The sequence below is a fragment of the Phenylobacterium sp. genome (assembly GCF_030646615.1).
In the GTDB taxonomy this organism is placed as follows: Bacteria; Pseudomonadota; Alphaproteobacteria; order Caulobacterales; family Caulobacteraceae; genus Phenylobacterium.
In genome coordinates this window covers 48,048-67,561 of the sequence record NZ_JAUSLG010000096.1, presented here as the reverse complement: position 1 = coordinate 67,561, position 19,514 = coordinate 48,048, and the positions used below count along the sequence as shown (strand labels likewise).

General features: G+C 68.1%; 18 protein-coding genes. 9 read left to right on the top strand and 9 right to left on the bottom strand.

Features of this window, described 5'->3' with window-relative positions; translation table 11 throughout:
• The first annotated feature begins 245 nt into the window (after positions 1 to 245).
• A complete protein-coding gene (locus Q7S93_RS17500; RefSeq protein WP_304715860.1) occupies positions 246 to 653 on the top strand; it encodes a c-type cytochrome in 408 nt (135 codons plus the stop codon).
• Here Q7S93_RS17500 and Q7S93_RS17495 read toward each other — a convergent pair.
• The 3 genes from Q7S93_RS17495 to Q7S93_RS17485 form a co-directional block, all read right to left on the bottom strand.
• Positions 650 to 3,133: an NAD-dependent epimerase/dehydratase family protein gene (locus tag Q7S93_RS17495; RefSeq protein ID WP_304715859.1), complete on the bottom strand. Its 2,484-nt coding sequence runs from the start codon at positions 3,131 to 3,133 to the stop codon at positions 650 to 652. The genes Q7S93_RS17500 and Q7S93_RS17495 overlap by 4 nt on opposite strands.
• 35 nt (positions 3,134 to 3,168) lie before the next feature.
• The gene (locus tag Q7S93_RS17490) at positions 3,169 to 3,417 is read right to left on the bottom strand and encodes a hypothetical protein (protein WP_304715858.1); all 249 of its coding nucleotides are present in this window, start codon (positions 3,415 to 3,417) and stop codon (positions 3,169 to 3,171) included.
• Between the two features lie 135 nt (positions 3,418 to 3,552).
• On the bottom strand, positions 3,553 to 3,762 hold the full coding sequence (locus Q7S93_RS17485) for a cold-shock protein (RefSeq protein WP_296562956.1): 210 nt from the start codon (positions 3,760 to 3,762) through the stop codon (positions 3,553 to 3,555).
• A gap of 310 nt (positions 3,763 to 4,072) precedes the next feature.
• Between Q7S93_RS17485 and Q7S93_RS17480 the strand changes: the two genes are divergently transcribed.
• On the top strand, positions 4,073 to 4,282 hold the full coding sequence (locus Q7S93_RS17480; protein WP_304715857.1) for a DUF2188 domain-containing protein: 210 nt from the start codon (positions 4,073 to 4,075) through the stop codon (positions 4,280 to 4,282).
• 47 nt (positions 4,283 to 4,329) lie between these two features.
• Here the strand turns inward: Q7S93_RS17480 and Q7S93_RS17475 are convergent, their stop codons facing one another.
• Complete coding sequence (locus Q7S93_RS17475) at positions 4,330 to 4,644, bottom strand: hypothetical protein (RefSeq protein WP_304715856.1); 315 nt, start codon at positions 4,642 to 4,644, stop codon at positions 4,330 to 4,332.
• 190 nt (positions 4,645 to 4,834) lie between these two features.
• Here Q7S93_RS17475 and Q7S93_RS17470 point away from each other — a divergent pair, with 190 nt between their 5' ends.
• The 3 genes from Q7S93_RS17470 to purU are packed head-to-tail and all read left to right on the top strand — an operon-like array spanning position 4,835 to position 6,857.
• The gene (locus tag Q7S93_RS17470; protein ID WP_304715855.1) at positions 4,835 to 5,338 is read left to right on the top strand and encodes a c-type cytochrome; all 504 of its coding nucleotides are present in this window, start codon (positions 4,835 to 4,837) and stop codon (positions 5,336 to 5,338) included.
• 2 nt (positions 5,339 to 5,340) lie between these two features.
• Positions 5,341 to 6,003, top strand: a complete 663-nt coding sequence (locus tag Q7S93_RS17465) for a cytochrome b/b6 domain-containing protein (protein WP_304715854.1) — start codon at positions 5,341 to 5,343, stop codon at positions 6,001 to 6,003.
• A gap of 11 nt (positions 6,004 to 6,014) precedes the next feature.
• Positions 6,015 to 6,857 (top strand): formyltetrahydrofolate deformylase, encoded by an 843-nt coding sequence (purU, locus tag Q7S93_RS17460; protein WP_304715852.1) that lies wholly within the window; start codon positions 6,015 to 6,017, stop codon positions 6,855 to 6,857.
• 7 nt (positions 6,858 to 6,864) lie between these two features.
• On the opposite strand, the gene Q7S93_RS17455 is transcribed toward purU, so the two are convergent.
• Complete coding sequence (locus Q7S93_RS17455) at positions 6,865 to 8,019, bottom strand: acyl-CoA dehydrogenase family protein (RefSeq protein ID WP_304715850.1); 1,155 nt, start codon at positions 8,017 to 8,019, stop codon at positions 6,865 to 6,867.
• 179 nt (positions 8,020 to 8,198) lie between these two features.
• On the opposite strand from Q7S93_RS17455, the gene Q7S93_RS17450 reads away from it, so the two are divergent.
• Together Q7S93_RS17450 and Q7S93_RS17445 are read left to right on the top strand one after the other, a co-directional pair.
• Positions 8,199 to 10,418, top strand: a complete 2,220-nt coding sequence (locus Q7S93_RS17450) for a TonB-dependent siderophore receptor (RefSeq protein ID WP_304715849.1) — start codon at positions 8,199 to 8,201, stop codon at positions 10,416 to 10,418.
• A 117-nt stretch (positions 10,419 to 10,535) separates the two neighbouring features.
• The gene (locus Q7S93_RS17445) at positions 10,536 to 11,381 is read left to right on the top strand and encodes an ion transporter (protein WP_304715848.1); all 846 of its coding nucleotides are present in this window, start codon (positions 10,536 to 10,538) and stop codon (positions 11,379 to 11,381) included.
• 12 nt (positions 11,382 to 11,393) lie between these two features.
• Here the strand turns inward: Q7S93_RS17445 and Q7S93_RS17440 are convergent, their stop codons facing one another.
• Positions 11,394 to 12,938 (bottom strand): tetratricopeptide repeat protein, encoded by a 1,545-nt coding sequence (locus Q7S93_RS17440; RefSeq protein WP_304715846.1) that lies wholly within the window; start codon positions 12,936 to 12,938, stop codon positions 11,394 to 11,396.
• Positions 12,939 to 13,081: 143 nt separating this feature from the next.
• Here Q7S93_RS17440 and Q7S93_RS17435 point away from each other — a divergent pair, with 143 nt between their 5' ends.
• Complete coding sequence (locus Q7S93_RS17435) at positions 13,082 to 15,160, top strand: ATP-binding protein (RefSeq protein ID WP_304715841.1); 2,079 nt, start codon at positions 13,082 to 13,084, stop codon at positions 15,158 to 15,160.
• Positions 15,161 to 15,180: 20 nt separating this feature from the next.
• Here Q7S93_RS17435 and Q7S93_RS17430 read toward each other — a convergent pair whose 3' ends face one another.
• The 3 genes from Q7S93_RS17430 to Q7S93_RS17420 all read right to left on the bottom strand — a co-directional run bounded on the left by Q7S93_RS17430 (position 15,181) and on the right by Q7S93_RS17420 (position 18,394).
• Positions 15,181 to 15,891, bottom strand: a complete 711-nt coding sequence (locus Q7S93_RS17430) for a superoxide dismutase (RefSeq protein ID WP_304715838.1) — start codon at positions 15,889 to 15,891, stop codon at positions 15,181 to 15,183.
• Between the two features lie 211 nt (positions 15,892 to 16,102).
• The gene (locus Q7S93_RS17425) at positions 16,103 to 17,686 is read right to left on the bottom strand and encodes an MBL fold metallo-hydrolase RNA specificity domain-containing protein (protein WP_304715835.1); all 1,584 of its coding nucleotides are present in this window, start codon (positions 17,684 to 17,686) and stop codon (positions 16,103 to 16,105) included.
• A gap of 108 nt (positions 17,687 to 17,794) precedes the next feature.
• Positions 17,795 to 18,394: an NAD(P)H-dependent oxidoreductase gene (locus tag Q7S93_RS17420; RefSeq protein WP_304715831.1), complete on the bottom strand. Its 600-nt coding sequence runs from the start codon at positions 18,392 to 18,394 to the stop codon at positions 17,795 to 17,797.
• 169 nt (positions 18,395 to 18,563) lie between these two features.
• Here Q7S93_RS17420 and Q7S93_RS17415 point away from each other — a divergent pair, with 169 nt between their 5' ends.
• Positions 18,564 to 19,397 carry a universal stress protein gene (locus Q7S93_RS17415; protein WP_304715829.1) on the top strand — a complete coding sequence of 278 codons (834 nt, stop codon included), beginning with the start codon at positions 18,564 to 18,566 and terminating at the stop codon, positions 19,395 to 19,397.
• Positions 19,398 to 19,514 lie beyond the last annotated feature (117 nt).

Sequence of the window (19,514 nt, the reverse complement as noted above, 5' to 3'; positions counted from 1 at the left end):
AATGCTTGCGGAAGTTGGACCAGGTGCTGACCCCGAGCAGGGTCACGCCAAACGCGCCGAAGGTGGCCAGAACCAGGGCCAGGTAAAGGTCGTGGACAGTCATGGGTTGCTCCTCTCGTCTTGCGAGGGAGAGGATCGGTCCGGACGGCTCCGCCGAAAATTCCGGTCGGGCGCCTAGGTAGGACTACGGAGGCGCGGCCCGAAAGGGAGACCGCTAGGATCAGGCTAGCGAAAGGTCGTTCCCTATGCGCCATCTCCTGACGGTTTTGACCCTGACGGCGGCGCTGGCCGCCTGCGCCACAGGCGAGGGGCCTGCGCCGACCGCCCTCAGCCCGGCCGCAGAGCGGGGCCAGCAGTTCGTCCTGCGCGCCTGCGCCGGTTGTCACGCCGTGGCGGGACGGGAGGCCAGCCCCAACGCTGTGGCGCCGGCCTTCGCCAGCATTCGTATGCGGCACACCGAGGTCGGGCTTGAGCGCAGCCTGGCGCAGATCGCCCGCGAGGGGCACGGTGAGATGCCGCCGATCTACATGACCGGCGCCGAAATGGACGACATCGTCGCCTATATCGAATCCCTGGCGCCGGTGGCGGAGGCGTCGAAGCCCGGTCGCCACCGCGTTCAACTCACCGCCCAGGACGCCCCCGCGCCGCCCTAGACGATCCGGCGGCTCCACCCGCCATAGCGCCCGATGATCGGCCCCCGCGGAACCGACAGGGCGATCAGGGCCAGGCCACAGACAAGGCTCGCGATCGTCTGAGGATTGGAGCTCTCAAAAGTGAACGGCGTCACCAGCAGGGCGACGCCCAGCAGCGGCAGGGCCAGACGGGCGGTCCGCGTCACCTCGGCCGCAGCGATCGCCACCGTCGTCACGACCAGAGCGCCGATCAGGTGATCGGCGTCGGCCCGGGGGCCGTCCGCGCCCAGGCTGAGCCGGGTGAGCATCAGCCACACGCCGATCAGGGCCGCGAGGGCAAGGTTCCAGGGCAGGCTCACACCCCCCTGGACCATGTCCTTGATGATCTCTCCGAAGGGCCGGCTCAGTTCGTCCACCGGGGGTTCTGAGGGACCATCGTCGGTGTCGCCGCGGAGCAGGGTGCGCAGGATCGGATGGCCGGCCCGCTTGCGCCGCGCCAGGAACTGCAGGCTGGCGATCAGCTCATCCATCGCATAGGGCACCTGCAGCAGCATGGCCGCGGCGCCGATCAGGCACAGGGTGCACCAGGTCCCCAGCACGATCGGCTGGATGATGATGAAGCCGATGGAGACCACGCCGAGGGGCACGATCATCAGGCCAAAGGCGATGACCAGCCAGGGCATGGTGCGCCAGCGCCGCCGCGATCCGATGATCCCGGTGACGATCTCCAGGGCATAGACCAGGGCGCCGATGGCCGCGTCGGGGATCGGCCAAGCCTCGGAAACCGCCGAGGTGATGATCTCTTCGGTGCCGTTCTTGGGCCCGGGTCCGCCTTCGAAGAAGGGCTCCCAGACCGAGTCGATGTGGCCCAGCTGATAGGCGGCCAGGGACAGGGAGAAAAGGAGGCCGAATATCGCCAGACCGATGATCGGCAGCCTCTGAACCCAGTCTGACGGATTGTAGGTCCAGCCCGGCGGCGTGGTCGGCCCGTCCAGCTCCGCCACGGGGGAAACGCCAGGATCCGGCCGCACCGCCATGGCCAGGCCCATGGCCAGACAGCCGACCAGCAGCCCGTTGAGGAAGGCGGCCGCCGACGGCGTCCAGAACAGCATGGGGGCGAAGACGATCCAGCCGCCGACAGCTGCGGCGCCGAAGCGGGCCAGCCAGAATCGGGCGCTGAGGGACAGGCCGCCGAGCACCAGCAGGGCGAAGCCTGACGCCACCTGGCTGGCCAGAAGTCGATCATCGGCGAGGCCCAGCAGGGGCGAAACCCCGATCAACCAGGCCCCCAGACCCATGACGGTCAGATGCGCCCAGCGGCTGGCGCCGTGGGCCGTCTGGACGTCGTCCTCATGCGTGCGACGCACGGCCTCGGGATCGAGGCCCTCGGCGGCGGCGTCGTCGATCCAGGGCGGCACAGGCACGCCATGGGCCTCGTGCCAGGCCTTGGGGTCGTCCTTCAGCCCATGGACCATGGCCGGCAAAATGTCAGTAAGACGATGGCGCGGCGCCCAACCCAGCCAGGCTCTGGCTCGGCTGATGTCCAGGGCGTAGTGGTCGTCGGCCATCAGCACCATGAAGGGGCGGATGAACGGCTTTTCCCCCTGGTCGAGGGCGTCGGGGATAATCGGTTCGAGCTTTTCCTGCGCCCAGGCGCCGATGGCCGCGATGGGCTTGGGCGCCCGCACGGTCAGCCAATCCTCGCCATGGATCAGTTGGCCGACCTGGTCCTGGATCTGCTGGTAGGAGAGGGCGTCCGGCTCGCCGACCAGGATGGCGGCCTCGGCAGGCAGCTCGTCCCGACGGTCCACCGTGCGCACGAAGGCCTCGACCATGTCGTCCTTGTGCAGCATCGATTGGCCGACATCGGTGTCGCCCGAATAGAGGTGGCTTTCGAAGTCCTTGGCGTAGATGCGCGCGATCTGCTGGGACAGGGTCGGGACGGCGCTGTCCTCATCATAGACGCCCGCCAGGCGGAGCAGCACATAGGGAATGCGCCCATGGGCCTCGGCCACGGCGGCTTCGGCGGCCGCCTTGGACTGGGGATAGATCCAGCGAGGATCGAGGGGCTGGCTCTCGTCGAGCGCCTCGCCAGGATGGACCGGGGCGTGGACCAGCATGGTGCTGGCATAGACGAACTGCTCGACCTCGAAACCCTGGAGCGCCTGGAGGAGCAGCCGTGTGCCCTGGACGTTCAGTTTCTCGTAGAGCGGGTGCTCCTCGCCGCTGAAGTCGAAATAGGCGGCCAGGTGGATGACGCTGGCCAGGCGACCTCCGAAGCGGCTGCGCACCTGGTCCAGGGCCTCTTTGATCGAAGCCTCGTCCGTCAGGTCGGCCTCGATCAAGGGGAAGGACTTACTGTCGCCCTTGAGGTCCAGCCCGACCACCTGGTAGCCGGCTGAGAGGCCGCTCGCCAGGGCGGCGCCCAGGTTCCCCCCGGCTCCAGTGATAAGGACAACGGGCTTTGAGGGCCGGTCTTGGGCCTGGGGAGCTTCGGTCATAAGGGCCTAACCCGTCCTGAGGGCGCGGGTTCCGGCTAAGCTCCGTGGGGTTCGTTTTCGCCCGTGTGGTGCTCGGGGTGTCCGTTGGCGGCCTCGGCCTGGGCGAACACCTCTTCCTGGCCATCATCCAGGCCGGCGCGCGCCTGGGTCTCATCGGCCTCGGCCTCGGCAAGGACCAGACGCAGGGCTTCGGCTTCGCTGTGGGCCTCGACCACCGCACGGCGCAGCGGTTTGGCGCCGGGGCGTTCGCCCAGCCGAATCTCGATCACCCAGGTCGTCGTCATGAGAGAGGTCCCACCGCTATGATGACGCATGAACGGCTGGCCGACCGCCGGGCTCCCGGCCACCCCCAGCATTCGCCACGAAAAAGGGCCGGCGCAAGCGCCGACCCTCCTGTCGTTCTACGGTCTGAAGAGGCCTTAGGCCGCTTGCAGATTGGCCGCGGACATCTTGCCGTTGCGGGCGTCGCGCTGCATTTCGAAGCCCAGCTTTTGGCCTTCGTGAAGCGAGGCCATGCCGGCGCGCTCCACGGCTGAAATGTGGACGAAAACGTCGGCGCCGCCGTCATCGGGTTGAATAAAGCCAAAGCCTTTTTGGCCGTTGAACCACTTCACGGTTCCAGTGCTCATGTTGATCCCTTTCCGGGTCTAAATATTCACGCGCCCAAGAGTGGTTGCGAGATCAAATCTTCGGAGAGGGTCGAGGAGTCCAGAAGTCCGTACGTAGTTCGTTCGGTGGATTTTAGGCGAGCCAAAACGATATTCGATGGCCCTTTATCGCACGAAATTCATCGGATTGGCAAGATTGTTTTCCGGGAGGCCGGACTCATGGGAAAAATACCTATAGTATGGTAAGACAAACTACATGTTCTGGCCGATTGGCCCTCTTCGCGCTTCTCGCCCTGTTGAGGCCAAGGCCGGACCTTTTCAGGAGCCTTTCATGCGCGAAATTCGGGATCGTATCGTCATCACCGTGGCCCGCCATGACGGACTCTGGGCCGTCGAGCATGAGGGCGCCTTTTCCGATCACAGCCTGGACAAGGAAGAGGCCAAGGCGGCCGCAAACAAGCGCGCCCGGGCCTCGCAGGACCAGGGGCGCCCCTGCCTTGTGCGGGTGAGCGGTGAACACGGCTTCTTCGCCACCACCTGAAGGCTCCGCCGGGGCCGGCTGAACCCGGCCCGGCTACGACTGACCTATCAGGTCGGGGGCGGGTTCTCAGCGGCGCTGGGGGGCGAGGACAAGTCGCTGTGAGCTTCGCTGGCCGCGCCGCCCGGCTCGCCATAGGCAGGGGTCTGGCCGACCGCGCCGCCTGCCGTATCCCCGCCGGGCGCTTCCGTCATCACGCCGCTCTCGTTGTCCACCAGACCCGCAGCGCCTTCGCCGGGATAGGTCGGGGCGGCTCCGCCATCGAGGCGGTCGCCGGCCTGGGTCGAGTCGTTCTGGCTGCAGGCGGCCAGGAGCAGGCCAAGGCTGGCGGCGGCGGTCGCGACGACGCGGGTCAGGGCTTTCATTCTTCGGGTCTCCCTCTGCATAGCTGGACAATGCGCCTGGCAAGGCGACGGTTCCGCTGGCGCAGCGCAGGGCTTGGGCGACCGCCCATCCTTTTGGCGCATTAGCTGAGCAGCCCTGGCGCTGAACCTGTGCCACACTAGGCTCCAGACTCACCACCCAGCGTCTGTGCGCGCCCGCCAGGAGAGAGCCATGAGCATCCCATCCCTTGCCCATCTGACCACCCGCGCCCGCCTGGGCCTGACGGGCGTCACCTTGGCCCTGCTGATGGCCGGCTGTGGCCAGCAGGCGGGTGAGACCGAGACTGCCCAGGCGCCGCCGGTCGTGAGCGAGCGTCAGGAGGGCTACAAGGCCCTGGGGTCGTCGTTCAAGCTCATCAATGACCAGCTGAAGTCGGGCGCTCCGGACATGGCGCAGATCGCACCGGCCGCTGAGCGCATGCACGAGCTGGCCCAGCAGATTCCCAACTGGTTCCCCGCCGGTTCCGGCCCCCAGGATGGCGTCAAGACCGACGCCCTGGAGACGGTCTGGACAAATCCCGAAGGCTTTGCCGCAGCCCAGCAGCGGCTGGTGGCGGCCACGGCCGAGCTTCAGCAGCTCGCCGCCGCCGGCGACGCCACGGCCCTGGAGGCCCATGTGAAGGTGGTCGGCGCCAGCTGCGGCGGCTGTCACGATGACTTCCGCGTCGAGCAGTAGGCATGGGCTCGGCCGCGTCATCTAAGCGGGTGCGGGTCTGGGATCTTCCCACCCGCCTCGTCCACTGGGCTCTGGCCATCCTTGTCGTGGTCGCCTGGCTGACCGGGGGCGAGCGGATGGATATCCATCGCTATGCCGGTTACGGGATCCTCGGCCTGGTGATCTTCAGGCTCTACTGGGGCGTCGCGGGCGGGTCGACGGCCCGTTTCTCTGAGTTCGTCAAGGGGCCGGGGACGGTCCTGGCCTATGTGCGAGGCTGGCGCGGCGCGCCTGCAAGCTTCGGCCACAATCCCTTGGGCGCGCTCAGCGTTCTGCTGCTGGTGGTCCTGCTGATCTCCCAGGTGGGTCTGGGCCTCTTCGCGGTCGATGTGGACGGCATGGAGTCCGGGCCCTTCGCCCGCTTCGTCACCTTCGAAACCGGGCGAACCGCCTCGGACCTGCATGAGCTGAATTTTCGCCTGCTGCAGGCCGCCGTCGTGCTGCACCTGGTCGCCATCGCGGCCTACGGGCTCTTCAAGCGTCGAAACCTGGTGGGGCCGATGGTGACGGGGCGCGACGCCACGGCGGGGCTGGAGGGTGAGCTGCGTCCGGCGCCCCTGTGGCGGCTGGCCCTGGGGGTGGTGATCGCCGTCTTGGTGGTGGTGCTGATCGCCCGCGCAGGCTAGTCAGCCGCCTCATGATCCTGACCCTTTCCTGCGCCGACCGCCCCGGCATCGTCAGTCGGGTGGCGAGCTTTCTGTTCGACCGCGGCGGCAACATCATTGACGCCCAGCAGTTCGGCGATGTCGAGACCGATCGCTTCTTCATGCGTGTGGTGTTCGAGGCCGGAGACACCTCGGCCGACGCCCTGCGCGGGGCCTTCGCCCCCATCGGCGCCGAGTTCGCCATGCGCTGGACCCTGCGCGACCCCAAGGTGCGCCGCAAGGTGATGATCCTCGCCTCCCAGGCCGACCACTGCCTGTCGGATCTGGTGTGGCGCTGGCGTCGCGGCGAACTGCCCATGGACATCTGCGCGGTGGTGTCGAACCACCCCGCCGACACCTATTCCAGCATCGACCTTAGCGGTCTGCCCTTCCACCATCTGCCGGTGAACCGCGAGACCAAGCTGGAGCAGGAGGCCGCCGTCTGGGCCCTGGTCCAGTCCACCGGCGCCGAACTGGTGGTGCTCGCCCGCTACATGCAGATCCTGTCCGATGGCATGGCCTCCAAGCTGGAGGGGCGCTGCATCAACATCCACCACTCCTTCCTGCCGGGCTTCAAGGGCGCGCGGCCCTATCATCAGGCCCATGCCCGCGGGGTGAAGGTGATCGGGGCCACCGCCCACTATGTCACCGCCGACCTCGACGAAGGCCCGATCATCGAGCAGGACGTGGAGCGTATCAGCCACCGGGACACGCCCGCGGCCCTGATCCGCAAGGGCCGCGACATCGAGCGCCGGGTCCTGGCCCGGGCCGTGCGTTGGCACCTGGAGGACCGGGTGTTGCTGAATGGCGCCAAGACCGTGGTCTTCACCGACTGATCTTGGCTCAGTAGGAGCGCGGCAGGCCCAACACGTGCTCGGCCAGATAGGCCAGGATCAGGTTCGTGGAGATCGGGGCCACCTGATAGAGGCGGGTCTCGCGGAACTTGCGCTCCACGTCGTACTCCTCGGCGAAACCGAAGCCGCCATGGGTCTGGAGGCACATGTCGGCCGCCGCCCAGGACGCTTCGGACGCCAGCAGCTTAGCCATGTTGGCTTCTTCGCCGGCGGGCTCGCCGGCTTCGTAGCGGGCTGCAGCCTCATAGGTCATCAGCTTGGCCGCCCGGACCTGGGCGTAGGCCCGGGCGATGGGGAACTGGACGCCCTGGTTCTGGCCGATGGGCCGGTTGAAAACCACCCGGCTGGTGGCGTAGTCGCGCGCCTTATCCACGAACCAGCGCCCGTCGCCGATGCACTCGGCGGCGATCAGGATGCGCTCGGCGTTCATGCCGTCGAGGATGTAGCGGAAGCCCTTGCCCTCTTCGCCGATCAGGGAGGAGGCCGGAATTTCCAGGTCATCGAAGAAGAGCTCGGTGGTGGCGTGGTTGAACATGGTGCGGATCGGTTTGATGGTCAGGCCGCGCCCGACCGCCTCGCGGATGTCCAGCAGGAAGACCGACAGGCCCTCGGTCTTCTTCGTCGTCTCCTCCCGCGGGGTGGTGCGGGCCAGCAGCACCATGAGGTCGGAGTGTTCGGCGCGGCTGATCCAAACCTTCTGGCCGTTGACCACATAGGCGTCGCCCCGGCGCACCGCCTGGGTTGTGATGGCGGTGGTGTCGGTGCCGGCGCCAGGCTCGGTGACGCCGAAGGCCTGTAATCGCACCTCGCCTGAGGCGATCTGGGGCAGCCACTGAGACTTCTGCGCCTCGCTCCCGTGCCGCAGGACTGTGCCCATGGTGTACATCTGGGCGTGGACGGCTGCGGCGTTACAGCCGCTGGCGTGGATCTCCTCCAGGATGGCGGCCGCCGCCGACAGGCCCAGGCCGCTGCCCCCATAGCCCTCGGGAATCAGGACGCCGCGCAGGCCGGCCTGGGTCAACGCCTGAACGAATTCCGTCGGATAGGTCCGCTCCCGGTCCCGCGCCCGCCAGTATTCCCCGGGGAAGTCCGCGCAAAGCCGCCGCACGGTTTCCAGTATCGGCTGCAGATCCTCGTCGCGCATGACGCCCTCCGTCGATGGACCGTTCCGGCATAGATCACCTCGCCGTGCAGAGGGAAGGGCGCCGCAGGGGCAGGTCCTGGCCGTATCGTGCTACTAAGAATCGTTTGCAACTTAGAGCGAGCCGGCTTATCCGCACCTCCAACCGCGCCCCGGGGGGCGCTTCAGTAGGGATAAGATCCGTGCGCAGTTCGATTTCAAACCGACCAGGCTCCAGCGCGCTGCTCCTGGCGCTCCTGGCCAGTTCGGCCCTGGGCGGCCAGGCCATGGCCGACGACGACCAGGCCGCCACCCTTCGAGGGGTCATCGTCACCGGCAAGAAGGAAGGCTATGCAGTTGAGGCCACGAACTCGGCGGCCAAGCTGCCGCTTTCCCTGCGCCAGACGCCGCAGTCGGTGACGGTGATCACCGCCGAGCGCATCCAGGACTTCGGCCTCTCCTCCATCGCCAATGTGCTGGAGCAGACGACGGGGATCACGGTTCAGGAGGCCGACTCCAACCGGGTCAACTTCACCTCCCGGGGCTTCTCGATCAGCAATTTCCAGCTCGACGGCGCGCCCACCAGCTATTCGTCGGGCAACAGCGCCATGGGCGACACCTCGCTCTATGAGCGGATCGAGGTGATCCGTGGCGCCGCGGGCCTGGTGACGGGCGCCGGCGATCCTTCCGCCACCATCAACCTGATCCGCAAGGCGCCCACCCGGGAATTCCAGGGCAGCGCGGCCGTGACGGCCGGCAGCTGGTCCCGGGGGCGAGTGGAGGCCGACGTCTCTGGCCCCCTGGCCGCCTCGGGTCGCGTGCGGGGGCGCGTCTCGGCCGCCTTCGAGGATAAGGAATCCCACATCGATCTCTATGAGGAGAAGAAGACCGTGGCCATGGCCGTGGTCGAGGCCGACCTGACCCCCAGCACCCTGGTTCGGGTGGGGTATGACTATCTAGAGGTGACGCCCCGGGGCTCGACCTGGGGGACGGCGCCGCTCTTCTACCGCGACGGCACGCCCACCGACCTTTCGCCCGCCTACAGTGTGGCGGCCAACTGGAGCTCCTGGGACCGCAACAGCTCCAGCCTCTATGGGATGATCCAGCAGGATCTGCCGGCCGATTGGTCGCTCCGTCTGACGCTGAACCAGCGCGACAGCGAGTCCACGGCGCTGCTCTATTACGGCTATGGCGGATATCCCGATCCGGTGGACGGTTCGGGCCTGTTCGTGGCCGACTATTACAACGTCTATCAGGAAGAGGAGACCGGCTTCGACCTGTTCGCCTCGGGCCCCTTCCAGCTGTTTGGCCGCCAGCACGAGGCGGTGATCGGGGTCAACGGCTTCGACCGGGAGGGTGTGACGCTCAACGACAAGATCGACGCGGCTCGCCGTCCCTACGCCATGACCATTCCGGATTTCCGCAGCTGGGATGGCCGCATTCCCGAACCCTATCTGCTGAAGTACGGCACGCCCGCCCAGATCACGACCACGAAGGAGACCGGGATCTACGGCGCGGCGCGGCTGAACCCTTCCGACCGGCTCAAGGTGATCCTGGGCGCGCGCAGCACCCGGTGGGAGACCAAGGTCGATCTGTTTGATCTGGCCGGCGCCTATACGCGCACAAGCAGCGACTATGCCGATGAACGCGTCACCCCCTATGTGGGCGTCATCTACGACCTGACCCAGCAGATCTCGGCCTATGCCAGCTATTCCGACCTGTTCAAGCCGCAGAGCAACAAGGACAAGAACAACGCGCAGCTGGCCCCGGTGATCGGCGCCAGCTACGAACTGGGCCTGAAGGGCGAATTCCTCGACGGCGCCCTGCTGGCCTCGACGGTCCTCTTCTATGCCCAGCAGGACAACCTGGCCGCCCTTGACGCGTCGGTCCCCGATGGCTTCGTGCTGCCCGACGGCAGTTCGGCCTATGTGGCCGTCAGCGGGGCCGAGACCCGGGGCTTCGAGGCCGAGGTCACCGGCAAGGTCAGTCCGCGCTGGAACGTGGTCGGCGGCTATACCTATGCCTATACCGAGGATGCGTCGGGCACGCGGATCAGCACGCTCAGCCCCCGCCACATCGCGCGCCTCTACACCACCTATGACCTGGGTGGGTCGCTCGAGGGCCTGCGGATCGGTGGTGGGCTGAACTGGCAGAGCGAGATCTACACCCTGGCCACCATTCCTGTGCCCGGCAACACCAGCGCGCCGGGAACCACGCCGCCGACCCTGCGCGCCACTGTCGCCCAGGACGCCTATGTGCTGGCCAGCCTGACGGCCCGCTACAAGTTCAACGACCGTCTGAGCGCCCAGCTCAATGTCGATAACCTGTTCGACAAGACCTATTACCGCCGGGTCGGCTTCTACAACGGCGGCTATTTCGGCGAACCGCGCCGGGTCACGGTGAGCCTGCGCGCCACCTTCTGAGACCCATTGACCAAGGGCGAGACGGCGGGCCTTGGCTGCGCCGTCTCGCCTCTGGCGTTGGGACGAGGTTTGCGGCAGATGGCGGCGTCTGTCTGCAAACCCCACGGAGCCACCCCCTTGGACCAGCTCAAGGCGCTGATCACCTCGCCGCGTACCGAGAAGATCATTACCGCGCTGATCGTGCTCAATGCGATCACCCTGGGGCTGGAGACCAGCGCCTGGGCCATGGCCAATTTCGGCCTGGTTCTGGTGGTGCTGGACCGGGTGATCCTCGGAATCTTCGTCGCCGAGATCGTCGCCCGGATTGCGGTCCACCGGCTGGCCTTCTTCAAGGATCCGTGGAGCCTGTTCGACTTCGCCATCGTGGCCATCGCGCTCGTGCCGGCGGCCGGCGCCTTCTCGGTGCTGCGGGCCCTGCGAATCCTGCGGGTGCTGCGGATGATCACCCTGGTGCCGTCCCTGCGGCGGGTGGTGGGCGCCCTGATCAGCGCCCTGCCGGGGATGGGCTCGATCATCCTGCTGATGACGCTGATCTTCTATGTGGCCTCGGTCATGGCCACCAAGCTGTTCGCCGCCACCTTCCCGGACTGGTTCGGCACGATCCCGGCCTCGGCCTACACCCTGTTCCAGGTCATGACCCTGGAGAGCTGGTCCATGGGCATCGTGCGTCCGGTGATGGAGGTCTATCCCTATGCCTGGGCCTTCTTCGTGCCCTTCATCCTCTGCACCACCTTCACCATGCTCAACCTGTTCATCGGCATCGTGGTCAACGCCATGCAGAGCGAGCATGAGGACGAGGCCAAGGCCGAGCGAATGCAGATCGAGGAAGACCTGCGTCAGGCCAGCTTGGAACGCCAGCAGGCCCATGCTGAGGACGCCGCCGACTTGGCCGCCCTGCGCAGCGAGCTTGCGGCTCTGCGCCAGGACATCGGCGCCCTCAGCGGCCGGCTGCCCCGGCCTTAAGGCGAGAGCGCCTCATCGGCGCCTCGTCAGCGCTGCCACCAACTCGGCAACCTGCGCCATGGCGGGGTCCCATTCGCCGAAGATCCGCGGCGCCACGGGCCGGATCGTCGGATGCCAGGGATAGGAGTCCTGCCCCAGGCGCGGCCAGGCGGCGGGCACGCAGAGCATCACGGTAGGCGCCCCGCAGGCGCCGGCCAGCTGTCCGGTGGCGTTGGAGACGCTGACCACCAGGTCGAGGGCTGTGCAGAGGGCGGCCAGGTCGTCGATGTGGTTCTTCAGGTCCAGGCCCGGAGGCTTGAGCAGGGCGCGCCCGCCCAGAGCCCCCAGAGCGTCCAGCTCATCGGCCTGGACATCATACTGCAGGTTCACCAGCCGGGTTTCGCTCGCCTCGAGCACCGGCTTCCATGAGGCCATCGGCGGATACTGCCGCCGCCGGTCGCCGAGCAGATTGCCGCTGCGCCAGGTCAGCCCCACGCTCGGCGGACCCTCGCCCAGCCAGCGGCGCCAATGGGCCACGCGCTGCGGATCGGGGACGAGAAAGCCCGGGCGCGCCGGAAAGTCGGTGATGGCGCGCCGGAACCGGCGGGGCAGGGAGGCCAGGGGCGCCCAGAGGTCGATGGCCCTGGGGTCGGCCAGACCGCCGGCGCTGCGGCGGACCCGGCCGCCGACCGGCTCGGTCTCGTGGGGCAGGACCTCCGCCTGGGGAAAGCTGCGCGCCACGAGGGCCACCAGGCGCGGCTCCACCGCCAGGGTCAGATGGCCCTCAGGGCCCAGGGCCTCGATCACCTCCGGCAGCAGGCTGGCGAAGAGGATCTCGTCGCCCAGCCCCTGCTCGGCGAAGACCAGCAGGCGCTGGCCGGCCAGGGGCAGGTTCAGCGTCCAGCGCCGGCCCGGCGCCGCGAACGCCACCGGTCTTGGCCGGTGCGGCGATAGCCTGGCCTCATAGCCCTCCCAGCCGGCCTCAAGGTCGCCCCGCGCCAGGGCCAGGGTGGCGGCGGCGAAGGTGATCATGGCGGCGTCCGCCGGTTTGCGGGCCAGCTTGCTGGCCATGGCGAAGTCGGCTTGCGCGGCGTCCAGGGCGCCGAGATCGAACCGGGCGCAGGCGCGGTTATAGGCCGCCGTGGCCAGCCGCGGGTCCAGCCGCAGGGCCTCGTCATAGAAGGTCAGCGCGGTCTCCGTCTGACCCTGCTGGCTGAGCGTCACGCCGACGCTGTTCCAAAGCCGGGCCTCGGTGGGATCGGCCTCGATCGCGGCCTGCAGCACGGCGATGGCCTCGTCATACCGTCCAAGCTCGCGCAGGGACCGGGCGCGGCCATCCTGGGCCTGCAGATTGTCAGGGGCCAGGGCGCAGGCCTGGCGCCACAACCCCTCGGCCAGGGCCATCAGGCCCAGGCGCTCGGCGATGAGGGCCAGGGCCGCCAGCAGATCCACATCGTGGGGGGCGGCCGCCAGGGCGGCTTCATAGGTGGCCAAGGCGCCGGCCAGGTCGCCCTCGCGCTCCAGGCGCGCAGCCCGCGCGCGGAGGGCTGATGGGGGAGGGCGCGGCGGCGAAGGCATGGCCCATCCTGCCGCGATTCTGAGCCGCGGCCCCCGCCCTGGTCGACGCATTCGACGGGGCGCGCACCCGTTAGGCTTAAGCTTTGATTGACAGCCTGAGGCATAGGGTCGCGCCCTACCGACCATTCAGAAGGGGGGCGGCCTTGTCAGGCATCTCGCGACAAAAGCGCCTGCTCGTCATCGCCGCGACGCTTTGCGTCCTCTACGTCGGCAATCTGTGGCTGACCAATGTGTTGCGCGAGCTGGCCGGCGTCGGGACGATCTGGACGGCCAACGCCTTTGTGATCGCCGCCCTGTTGCTGCTGCCGGCGCGCTGGACCTGGGCCTGTCTCGGGACAGGCTTTGCGCTCCAGGTCGCGGTCATTCTTGGCTTTGGCCATCCCCTCTACGCCGCCGTCGGATATGGTTTGCTGAACGTGGTCGAGGCCGCCGCCGTCGCCCATCTGGCCCGCCGGTTCAACGCGGTGCGGCTGACCACGCCTGGCCGCTTCGCCCGCCTGATCTTCATGGCGCTGGCCCCTGTCCTGCTGATGGCGACCGTTCTGCTGGGCGTCGGCGCCCAGTTGATCGAGGGCCAGGTGTCCCACGGCATGCTGGTCAACCGGTTCGCCGCCAAGCTCCTGGGCATGGCCATGGTGCTGCCGGCCATCCTCCTCGTCTGTCAGAAGCGCCGCGGGTCAAACCCGCCCGATCTGGAGGGGTTGGTCGGGGCTATGGTCGCCGGCGGCCTGATGACCCTGGTGTTCACGCCCCTGGCCCCGATCGCCCTGCTGGTCATGTTTCCCATCGTCACGGTGATCGGCCTGCGGGCCGGGCCGCAGGCGGTGAGCTTCGCCGTCATGATGGCGGCCGCCATCCTGATGACCGGCGGCCTGATCGGCGGCCGCGCGGCGGTCCTGGCCGAGGTCCGCAGCCTTGAGGAGCAGGTGTCCCTGTTCCAGGTCTATTTCGGCCTGGTGTTCACCACCGGCATCCTCACCGCCCTCATGGCCAATCACCAGCAGCGCCTGCGCGAGCTGATCCTGCGCCGCTCGGTCAGCCACCAGCGCGCCCGCGAGCGGGCGGAAGCCGCCTCCCACGCCAAGACCGACTTCCTGGCGACCATGAGCCACGAGATCCGCACGCCGCTGAATTCGATCATCGGTTTCGCCGAGATTCTCGAACGGGACGAGGGCGTGACCGACCGGTCGCGGCACCACGTCAACCTGATCCGCCGGTCGGGCATCGCCCTGCTGACCGTGGTCAACGACATTCTGGACTTCTCCAAGGTCGAGGCCGGACGCATCGCGCTGGATCCCAAGCCGGCCGACCTGCGGGTGGTGTGCGAGGACGCCCTGGCGATCGTCGCCGACGCGGCGCGAAGCAAGGGGCTCGCCCTTGCCATGCGGGTGGAGGGCGACCTGTCAGGCGCCCATGTCTGCGATGATCACCGCCTGTGCCAGGTGCTGCTCAACTATCTGAACAATGCGGTGAAGTTCACCGACGCCGGGGCGGTCACCCTCACCCTGTCGGTCGCGCCGCAGGGCGGCCATGACCAGGTTCGCATCAGCGTCCAGGACACCGGCGTAGGGATCGCAGCCGATGCGGCGACCGCCCTCTTCCAGCGCTTCAGCCAGGTGGATTCCTCGGTGAGCCGGAACCATGGAGGCTCGGGCCTCGGCCTGGCGATCTGCAAGGGCCTTATCGAAACCATGGGGGGCCAGGTCGGCGCCTCATCGGAGCTGGGCGCAGGCTCGACCTTCTGGCTGGAGCTGACGCTTGAGCGCGCCCGGGCGGTCCAGGCGCCGGCTGAGCGGGAAGAGGCTGATGTCCCAATGTCGGCACGCATCCTGCTGGTGGACGACCATCCGATGAACCGCGAGCTGGGCGTGCTGATGCTCAATCTGCTCGGCTGCAGCGTCGAACTCGCCTCTGACGGCCGCGAAGCGATCGAGGCGGCCCGCCGAGAAACCTATGACGCCATCCTGATGGACGTGCATATGCCCGGCGTCGATGGCCTGGCCGCCACCCGCGCCATCCGCGCCCTGGACGGACCATCGAGCCGCACCCCCATCATCGCCATGAGCGCCGACGTCCTGCCCGAGCAGGTCGCCCGCACCCGCGAGGCGGGCATGGTCGATAGCGTCGGCAAGCCCATCGACCTGGAATCCCTGCGAACCTGTCTCGCCCGCTGGGTTGGCGGGGCGACGATAGCCCAGGCGACCGCCGAAGAGGCCGCCTGAGATCGTCATCGGATCAGGCTCTACCGGGTCGCCTCGGCGAACAGTCGGTTGGCCTCGTTCCAATTGAGCACGCTCCACCAGCCCGACAGATAGGCGCCGCGGTTGTTCTGGTGCTTCAGATAGTAGGCGTGTTCCCAGACATCATTGGCGATGATCGGGGCGCCCTTCTGGGCGGCGTCGTCCATCAGGGGATTGTCCTGATTGGGCGTGCTGGCCACCGCCAGCTTGTCGCCGGTCCAGACCAGCCAGGCCCAGCCTGAGCCGAAACGCTGGGCGCCGGCGGCCTGGAAGGCCTCCTTGAAGGCGTCGAGGGACCCAAAGTCCTTTTCGATCTGGGCCGACAGGGCGTCGGACGGCTCGCCGCCGGCGCCCTGGGGCGCCATCAGCCGCCAGAACAGGGTGTGATTATAGTGCCCGCCGGCGTTATTGCGAACCGCCGCCGGGTGGGCCGACACCTCGCCCAGGATAGCCTCCAGCGACTTGCCCTGCAGCGCCGGGGTCTCGCTGACGGCCTTGTTCAGATTGGTCACATAGCCCTGATGGTGCCGGCCGTAATGGATGTTCATCGTCTCGGCGTCGATGACCGGCTCCAGGGCGTCGGCGGCGTAGGGCAGGGGGGCGAGTTCGAACGCCGCCGCGGACTGGGCGCTGGCGGTGGGCGCGGCGGCCAGCACGAAGGCGGGGCCGCCAAGGGCGAGGGCGCTCGCGAAGGCGATCGTCAGGCTTCTCATCTGGGGAGCTCCTATTCTGCGGACATGGGGCGGGCCTATGGCGAGGTGGCCCATCGACAAAGCTGCGAGAGCTTCGCAAGTCTCTTCAATCATGGACCGGCCAAGCCGATCCACCCCCAAACGCGCCAAAGCGCCGCCCGGCGCCGGGGACCGGGTCTTTTTCGGTCTTTCCCCATGCGGGCCTCATGCGGGCGCGCCGTGGCCCCCGGCCTCAGATCGTAAGCCGGCCTTGCAGGTCTTCGAGCAGCTTCTCCCGCGCCTCGTCGGAGGCGGCGGCCTGGAGGGTCTCGTTGAGCTGCACGAGGAAGGCGGCGCGGGCATTGTGCCAGTCCTCTCGGGCGGCGCGCCCGGGGGCGATCCGCGCCGACCCCGCGTTCTGCTCAAGGACGGTGTCCCGCGTCAGAGCGAACCCCTGGTCCACGACGGGAATTCGGATGTGGTCGCGCGCGAAGCCCGCCGCCGCCAGGCGTTCCTGCAGGGCCGACAGGGCTTCCGGCTCCCCATGGTTGAGGAAGACCTGACCCGCGACCGGCCGCCGCTCCGCCGCCCAGGCCGCAAGTCCTTCTGCGTCCGCATGGCCCGAATACACATCGAGGGTGCGGATGCGCGCATTCACCCGCACGGCGGCCCCCTGGATGCGCACCTCGCTTGCGCCATCCTGCAGCAGCCGGCCCAGCGTCCCCTTCGCCTGGTAGCCAGCAAGCAGCACCGTCGTCTGGCGCCGCCAGAGAAGACGCTTCAGGTGACGACGGATCCGACCTGCGTCGCACATGCCGCTGCCGGCCAGAATGATGTGCCAGTCGCCGAGCTTTTCAAGGCGATCGCTTTCGTCAGGCCGAAGCAGAAACCTGAGGTGGTCGGCATGGCGAAGGGGCAGGTAGGGATTCTCGCCCGTATCGCTGTTCCAGCCCCGTTGCAGGAAAACGTCGGTCGCCTCGATGGCGAGGGGCGAGTCGAGAAAGATCTCGCCGGCCGGAGCCGACCCTTCGGCCATGACCGCCAGGAGGTCGAGCAGCACCTCCTGGGCGCGGCCCACCGCGAAGACCGGCACGAGCAGCGGCCCGCCGGCGGCGTGGGCGGCCTCCAACTCCTCGGCCAGGCGCCGCCGGCGCTCTGAGGTCGTCGGGGTGGGGCGCACGCGGTCGCCATAGGTCGATTCCAGGATCAGATGGTCCACGCCCGCGGGCCCCTTCGGCGCGGCGAGATAGTCCTCGTCGGCGGGACCGAGATCGCCGGAGAACAACAGCCGCACCGGGTCGCCGTCGCCCGCCGCCAGCACCTCGATCGAGGCCGCGCCCAGCATGTGGCCGGCGCTCCACCAGCGCGCCTGCAGGCCTGGGGCGATCTCGACGAGCTCCTCCAGCTTGATCCGCTGAAACAGCTCCATGGTCTGTGCCGCGTCGCCGGTCGTGTAGATGGGCTCGACCAGGTCCAGCCCCCGCTGGGCGTTGCGACGATTGAGCTGGCGCACCTCATGCTCCTGGATGTCGCCGGCGTCGGCCAGCATCACCCGGCAGAGGTCGCGGGCCGGGGCGGTGGCGAAGATCCGCCCGCGAAAGCCGGCCTTCCACAGCTTGGGCAGCAGGCCCGAGTGGTCGATATGGGCGTGGGTGAGCAGGACGGCGTCGATGCCGGCGGCGTCGAAGGGGAAGGGATCGTAGTTCAGCGCCTTCAGGGTCTTGGGACCCTGGAACATGCCGCAGTCGATCAGCACATCGAAGCCCGCCCCGCGCAGGCGCATGCAGGAGCCGGTCACGCATTCGGCGGCGCCGTGAAAGCTGAGGTGAAGGGGCATCGGCGATATCCGGTCGGCTTCGGGGACCCCTTCTCGCCCGGCGGGTCCGCGGACGGCCATGCGCTGGATCAAGGGGTGCGGCCGGTGGCGTCCGTCCCACGCGGGGGCCTAGATCGAGACTCCCGCGAACCGCCGCGTCACGGTTTGTCTGACCCTGGCCAGCACCTCCTCGCCCGCCTCGCGGGTGATGCCCGGCGTGATCCCGCCGGCATGGACATGATCCACGACCTCAAGGCCGCAGACGGCGGCCAGATGGCTGTCGAACAGGCTCATCAGGGCAGGGAGCACGCCGGTCTCGCTGATCCAATGATCGGGCGCGCCGGACAGGGTGAAGCTGATCAGCTTGGCGCCGGTCAGGGCCGGCTTGGCGCCGCCGAAGACCGGCGTGTAGCCGAACCCCATGCTGAAGACCCGGTCCACATAGCCCTTCAATATGGCCGGCGGACCGTTGAACCAGAGCGGATAGTGAAAGGCGAACACGTCCACGTCCGCAAGCTGCGCCCGCTCGGCGAGCACGTCGGCGCCGAAGACCAGCCCCTCGGCCGTGGGCGTCTCCGAGGCCTTCAGGCAGGGATCGAAGCCCATGCGGTAGAGGTCGCGGAGGATGACCTCGTGGCCGAGTTCGCGGGCCGCCTGCAGGTAGGCCGCGCCGCACGCCGCGGTCAGGCTGTCGGGGCTGGGGTGGGCGATGATGACGGCGTGCTTCATGACGGGCTTCCTCTGGCCCGGCGACTGAGCGCAGGCCTGGCCGAAATCTGCGTCCCGCCCGCCGCGGCGTCCTTGTGCTCGATCAAACCGCGGGGTGGCGGTTGACCAGGATCAAGGCCCCGTTCCGATCGGCCAGCCAAGGTGGCGTCATGTTTGGCGGAGGCCGGAAATGACCTATCGTGACGTACTGGCGCACATCGATGAGAAGCCCGGAGGCCGTTCCCGGGCCACGTTTGCGGCCGAGCTCGCCCGTCGCTTCAGCGCTGATCTTACGGGCGTGTTCCTGGAGTCCAGCCTGCTCGACAACTATGCCAGCGTCGAGAGCTTCGCCTACATGCCGCCGGAGCAGATCGACCGGCTGGTCAAGGAGCATGCCGACGCGGTCTTGCAGGCGTCTGAAGAGGCCCGCCTCGCCTTCGAGGCGACGGCCGCCGCCGCAGCCCTGAACTCTGAATGGCTGACCCTCCCAGGCGAGCGCTCAGAGCCGATGATCAAACTGGCGCGCCATTTTGATCTGACCATCTTTCCGGCCAGCGCGACGCCGGCCTATGGGATCCACCGCCTCAGCGCGGCGGCCCTGGCGCTGGCCAGCTGCGGTCCCGTGCTGGTTCCGCGGGAAGACGTGAAAGCCACCGTCGGCCGGCGAGTCCTGGTGGCGTGGAAGGGCACGCGGGAGTCGGCGCGCGCCCTCAGGGACGCTTGGCCGTTGATCGCCGCGGCCGAGGATGTTCGCGTGCTGAAGGTCTCCCCGCACGGGGACGACGGGCCCGAGCACCTCCTTCAGCGGCACTTCGAACGGCACGGCCGCCCAGTCGAAGTGATCGTCGATCGCAGCGACGACCTGGCGGCGTCCGACGTCATCCGGCGGCACGTGGCGGCCCTCGACGCCGACCTCCTGGTGATGGGGATCTATGGGCGGCCTCGATTGCAGGAATTCATCCTGGGCGGCGTGAGCGAGGAGATCCTGAGCGATCCCCCGACCTCCCTGCTTCTCGCCCACTAGATCAGGCCCGGCGCCCCGCGGGATGCCGGATCGCCTCAGCCCGGCCGGGCTGAGGCGTCATGTTCTAGATCCGGGAGTTCGAGCGCGTTCGACGGCAAGGTCGGGGTTTCACGTCTA

What these genes read in the sequence shown, in the direction of transcription:
- Q7S93_RS17430 (WP_304715838.1), bottom strand. Translation starts at nt 15,891, where the DNA reads ATGAGAAGCCTGACGATCGCCTTCGCGAGCGCCCTCGCCCTTGGCGGC.
- Q7S93_RS17415 (WP_304715829.1), top strand. Translation starts at nt 18,564, where the DNA reads ATGACCTATCGTGACGTACTGGCGCACATCGATGAGAAGCCCGGAGGC.
- Q7S93_RS17490 (WP_304715858.1), bottom strand. Translation starts at nt 3,417, where the DNA reads ATGACGACGACCTGGGTGATCGAGATTCGGCTGGGCGAACGCCCCGGC.
- Q7S93_RS17420 (WP_304715831.1), bottom strand. Translation starts at nt 18,394, where the DNA reads ATGAAGCACGCCGTCATCATCGCCCACCCCAGCCCCGACAGCCTGACC.
- purU (WP_304715852.1), top strand. Translation starts at nt 6,015, where the DNA reads ATGATCCTGACCCTTTCCTGCGCCGACCGCCCCGGCATCGTCAGTCGG.
- Q7S93_RS17500 (WP_304715860.1), top strand. Translation starts at nt 246, where the DNA reads ATGCGCCATCTCCTGACGGTTTTGACCCTGACGGCGGCGCTGGCCGCC.
- Q7S93_RS17480 (WP_304715857.1), top strand. Translation starts at nt 4,073, where the DNA reads ATGCGCGAAATTCGGGATCGTATCGTCATCACCGTGGCCCGCCATGAC.
- Q7S93_RS17425 (WP_304715835.1), bottom strand. Translation starts at nt 17,686, where the DNA reads ATGCCCCTTCACCTCAGCTTTCACGGCGCCGCCGAATGCGTGACCGGC.
- Q7S93_RS17465 (WP_304715854.1), top strand. Translation starts at nt 5,341, where the DNA reads ATGGGCTCGGCCGCGTCATCTAAGCGGGTGCGGGTCTGGGATCTTCCC.
- Q7S93_RS17440 (WP_304715846.1), bottom strand. Translation starts at nt 12,938, where the DNA reads ATGCCTTCGCCGCCGCGCCCTCCCCCATCAGCCCTCCGCGCGCGGGCT.
- Q7S93_RS17470 (WP_304715855.1), top strand. Translation starts at nt 4,835, where the DNA reads ATGAGCATCCCATCCCTTGCCCATCTGACCACCCGCGCCCGCCTGGGC.
- Q7S93_RS17475 (WP_304715856.1), bottom strand. Translation starts at nt 4,644, where the DNA reads ATGAAAGCCCTGACCCGCGTCGTCGCGACCGCCGCCGCCAGCCTTGGC.
- Q7S93_RS17485 (WP_296562956.1), bottom strand. Translation starts at nt 3,762, where the DNA reads ATGAGCACTGGAACCGTGAAGTGGTTCAACGGCCAAAAAGGCTTTGGC.
- Q7S93_RS17455 (WP_304715850.1), bottom strand. Translation starts at nt 8,019, where the DNA reads ATGCGCGACGAGGATCTGCAGCCGATACTGGAAACCGTGCGGCGGCTT.
- Q7S93_RS17495 (WP_304715859.1), bottom strand. Translation starts at nt 3,133, where the DNA reads ATGACCGAAGCTCCCCAGGCCCAAGACCGGCCCTCAAAGCCCGTTGTC.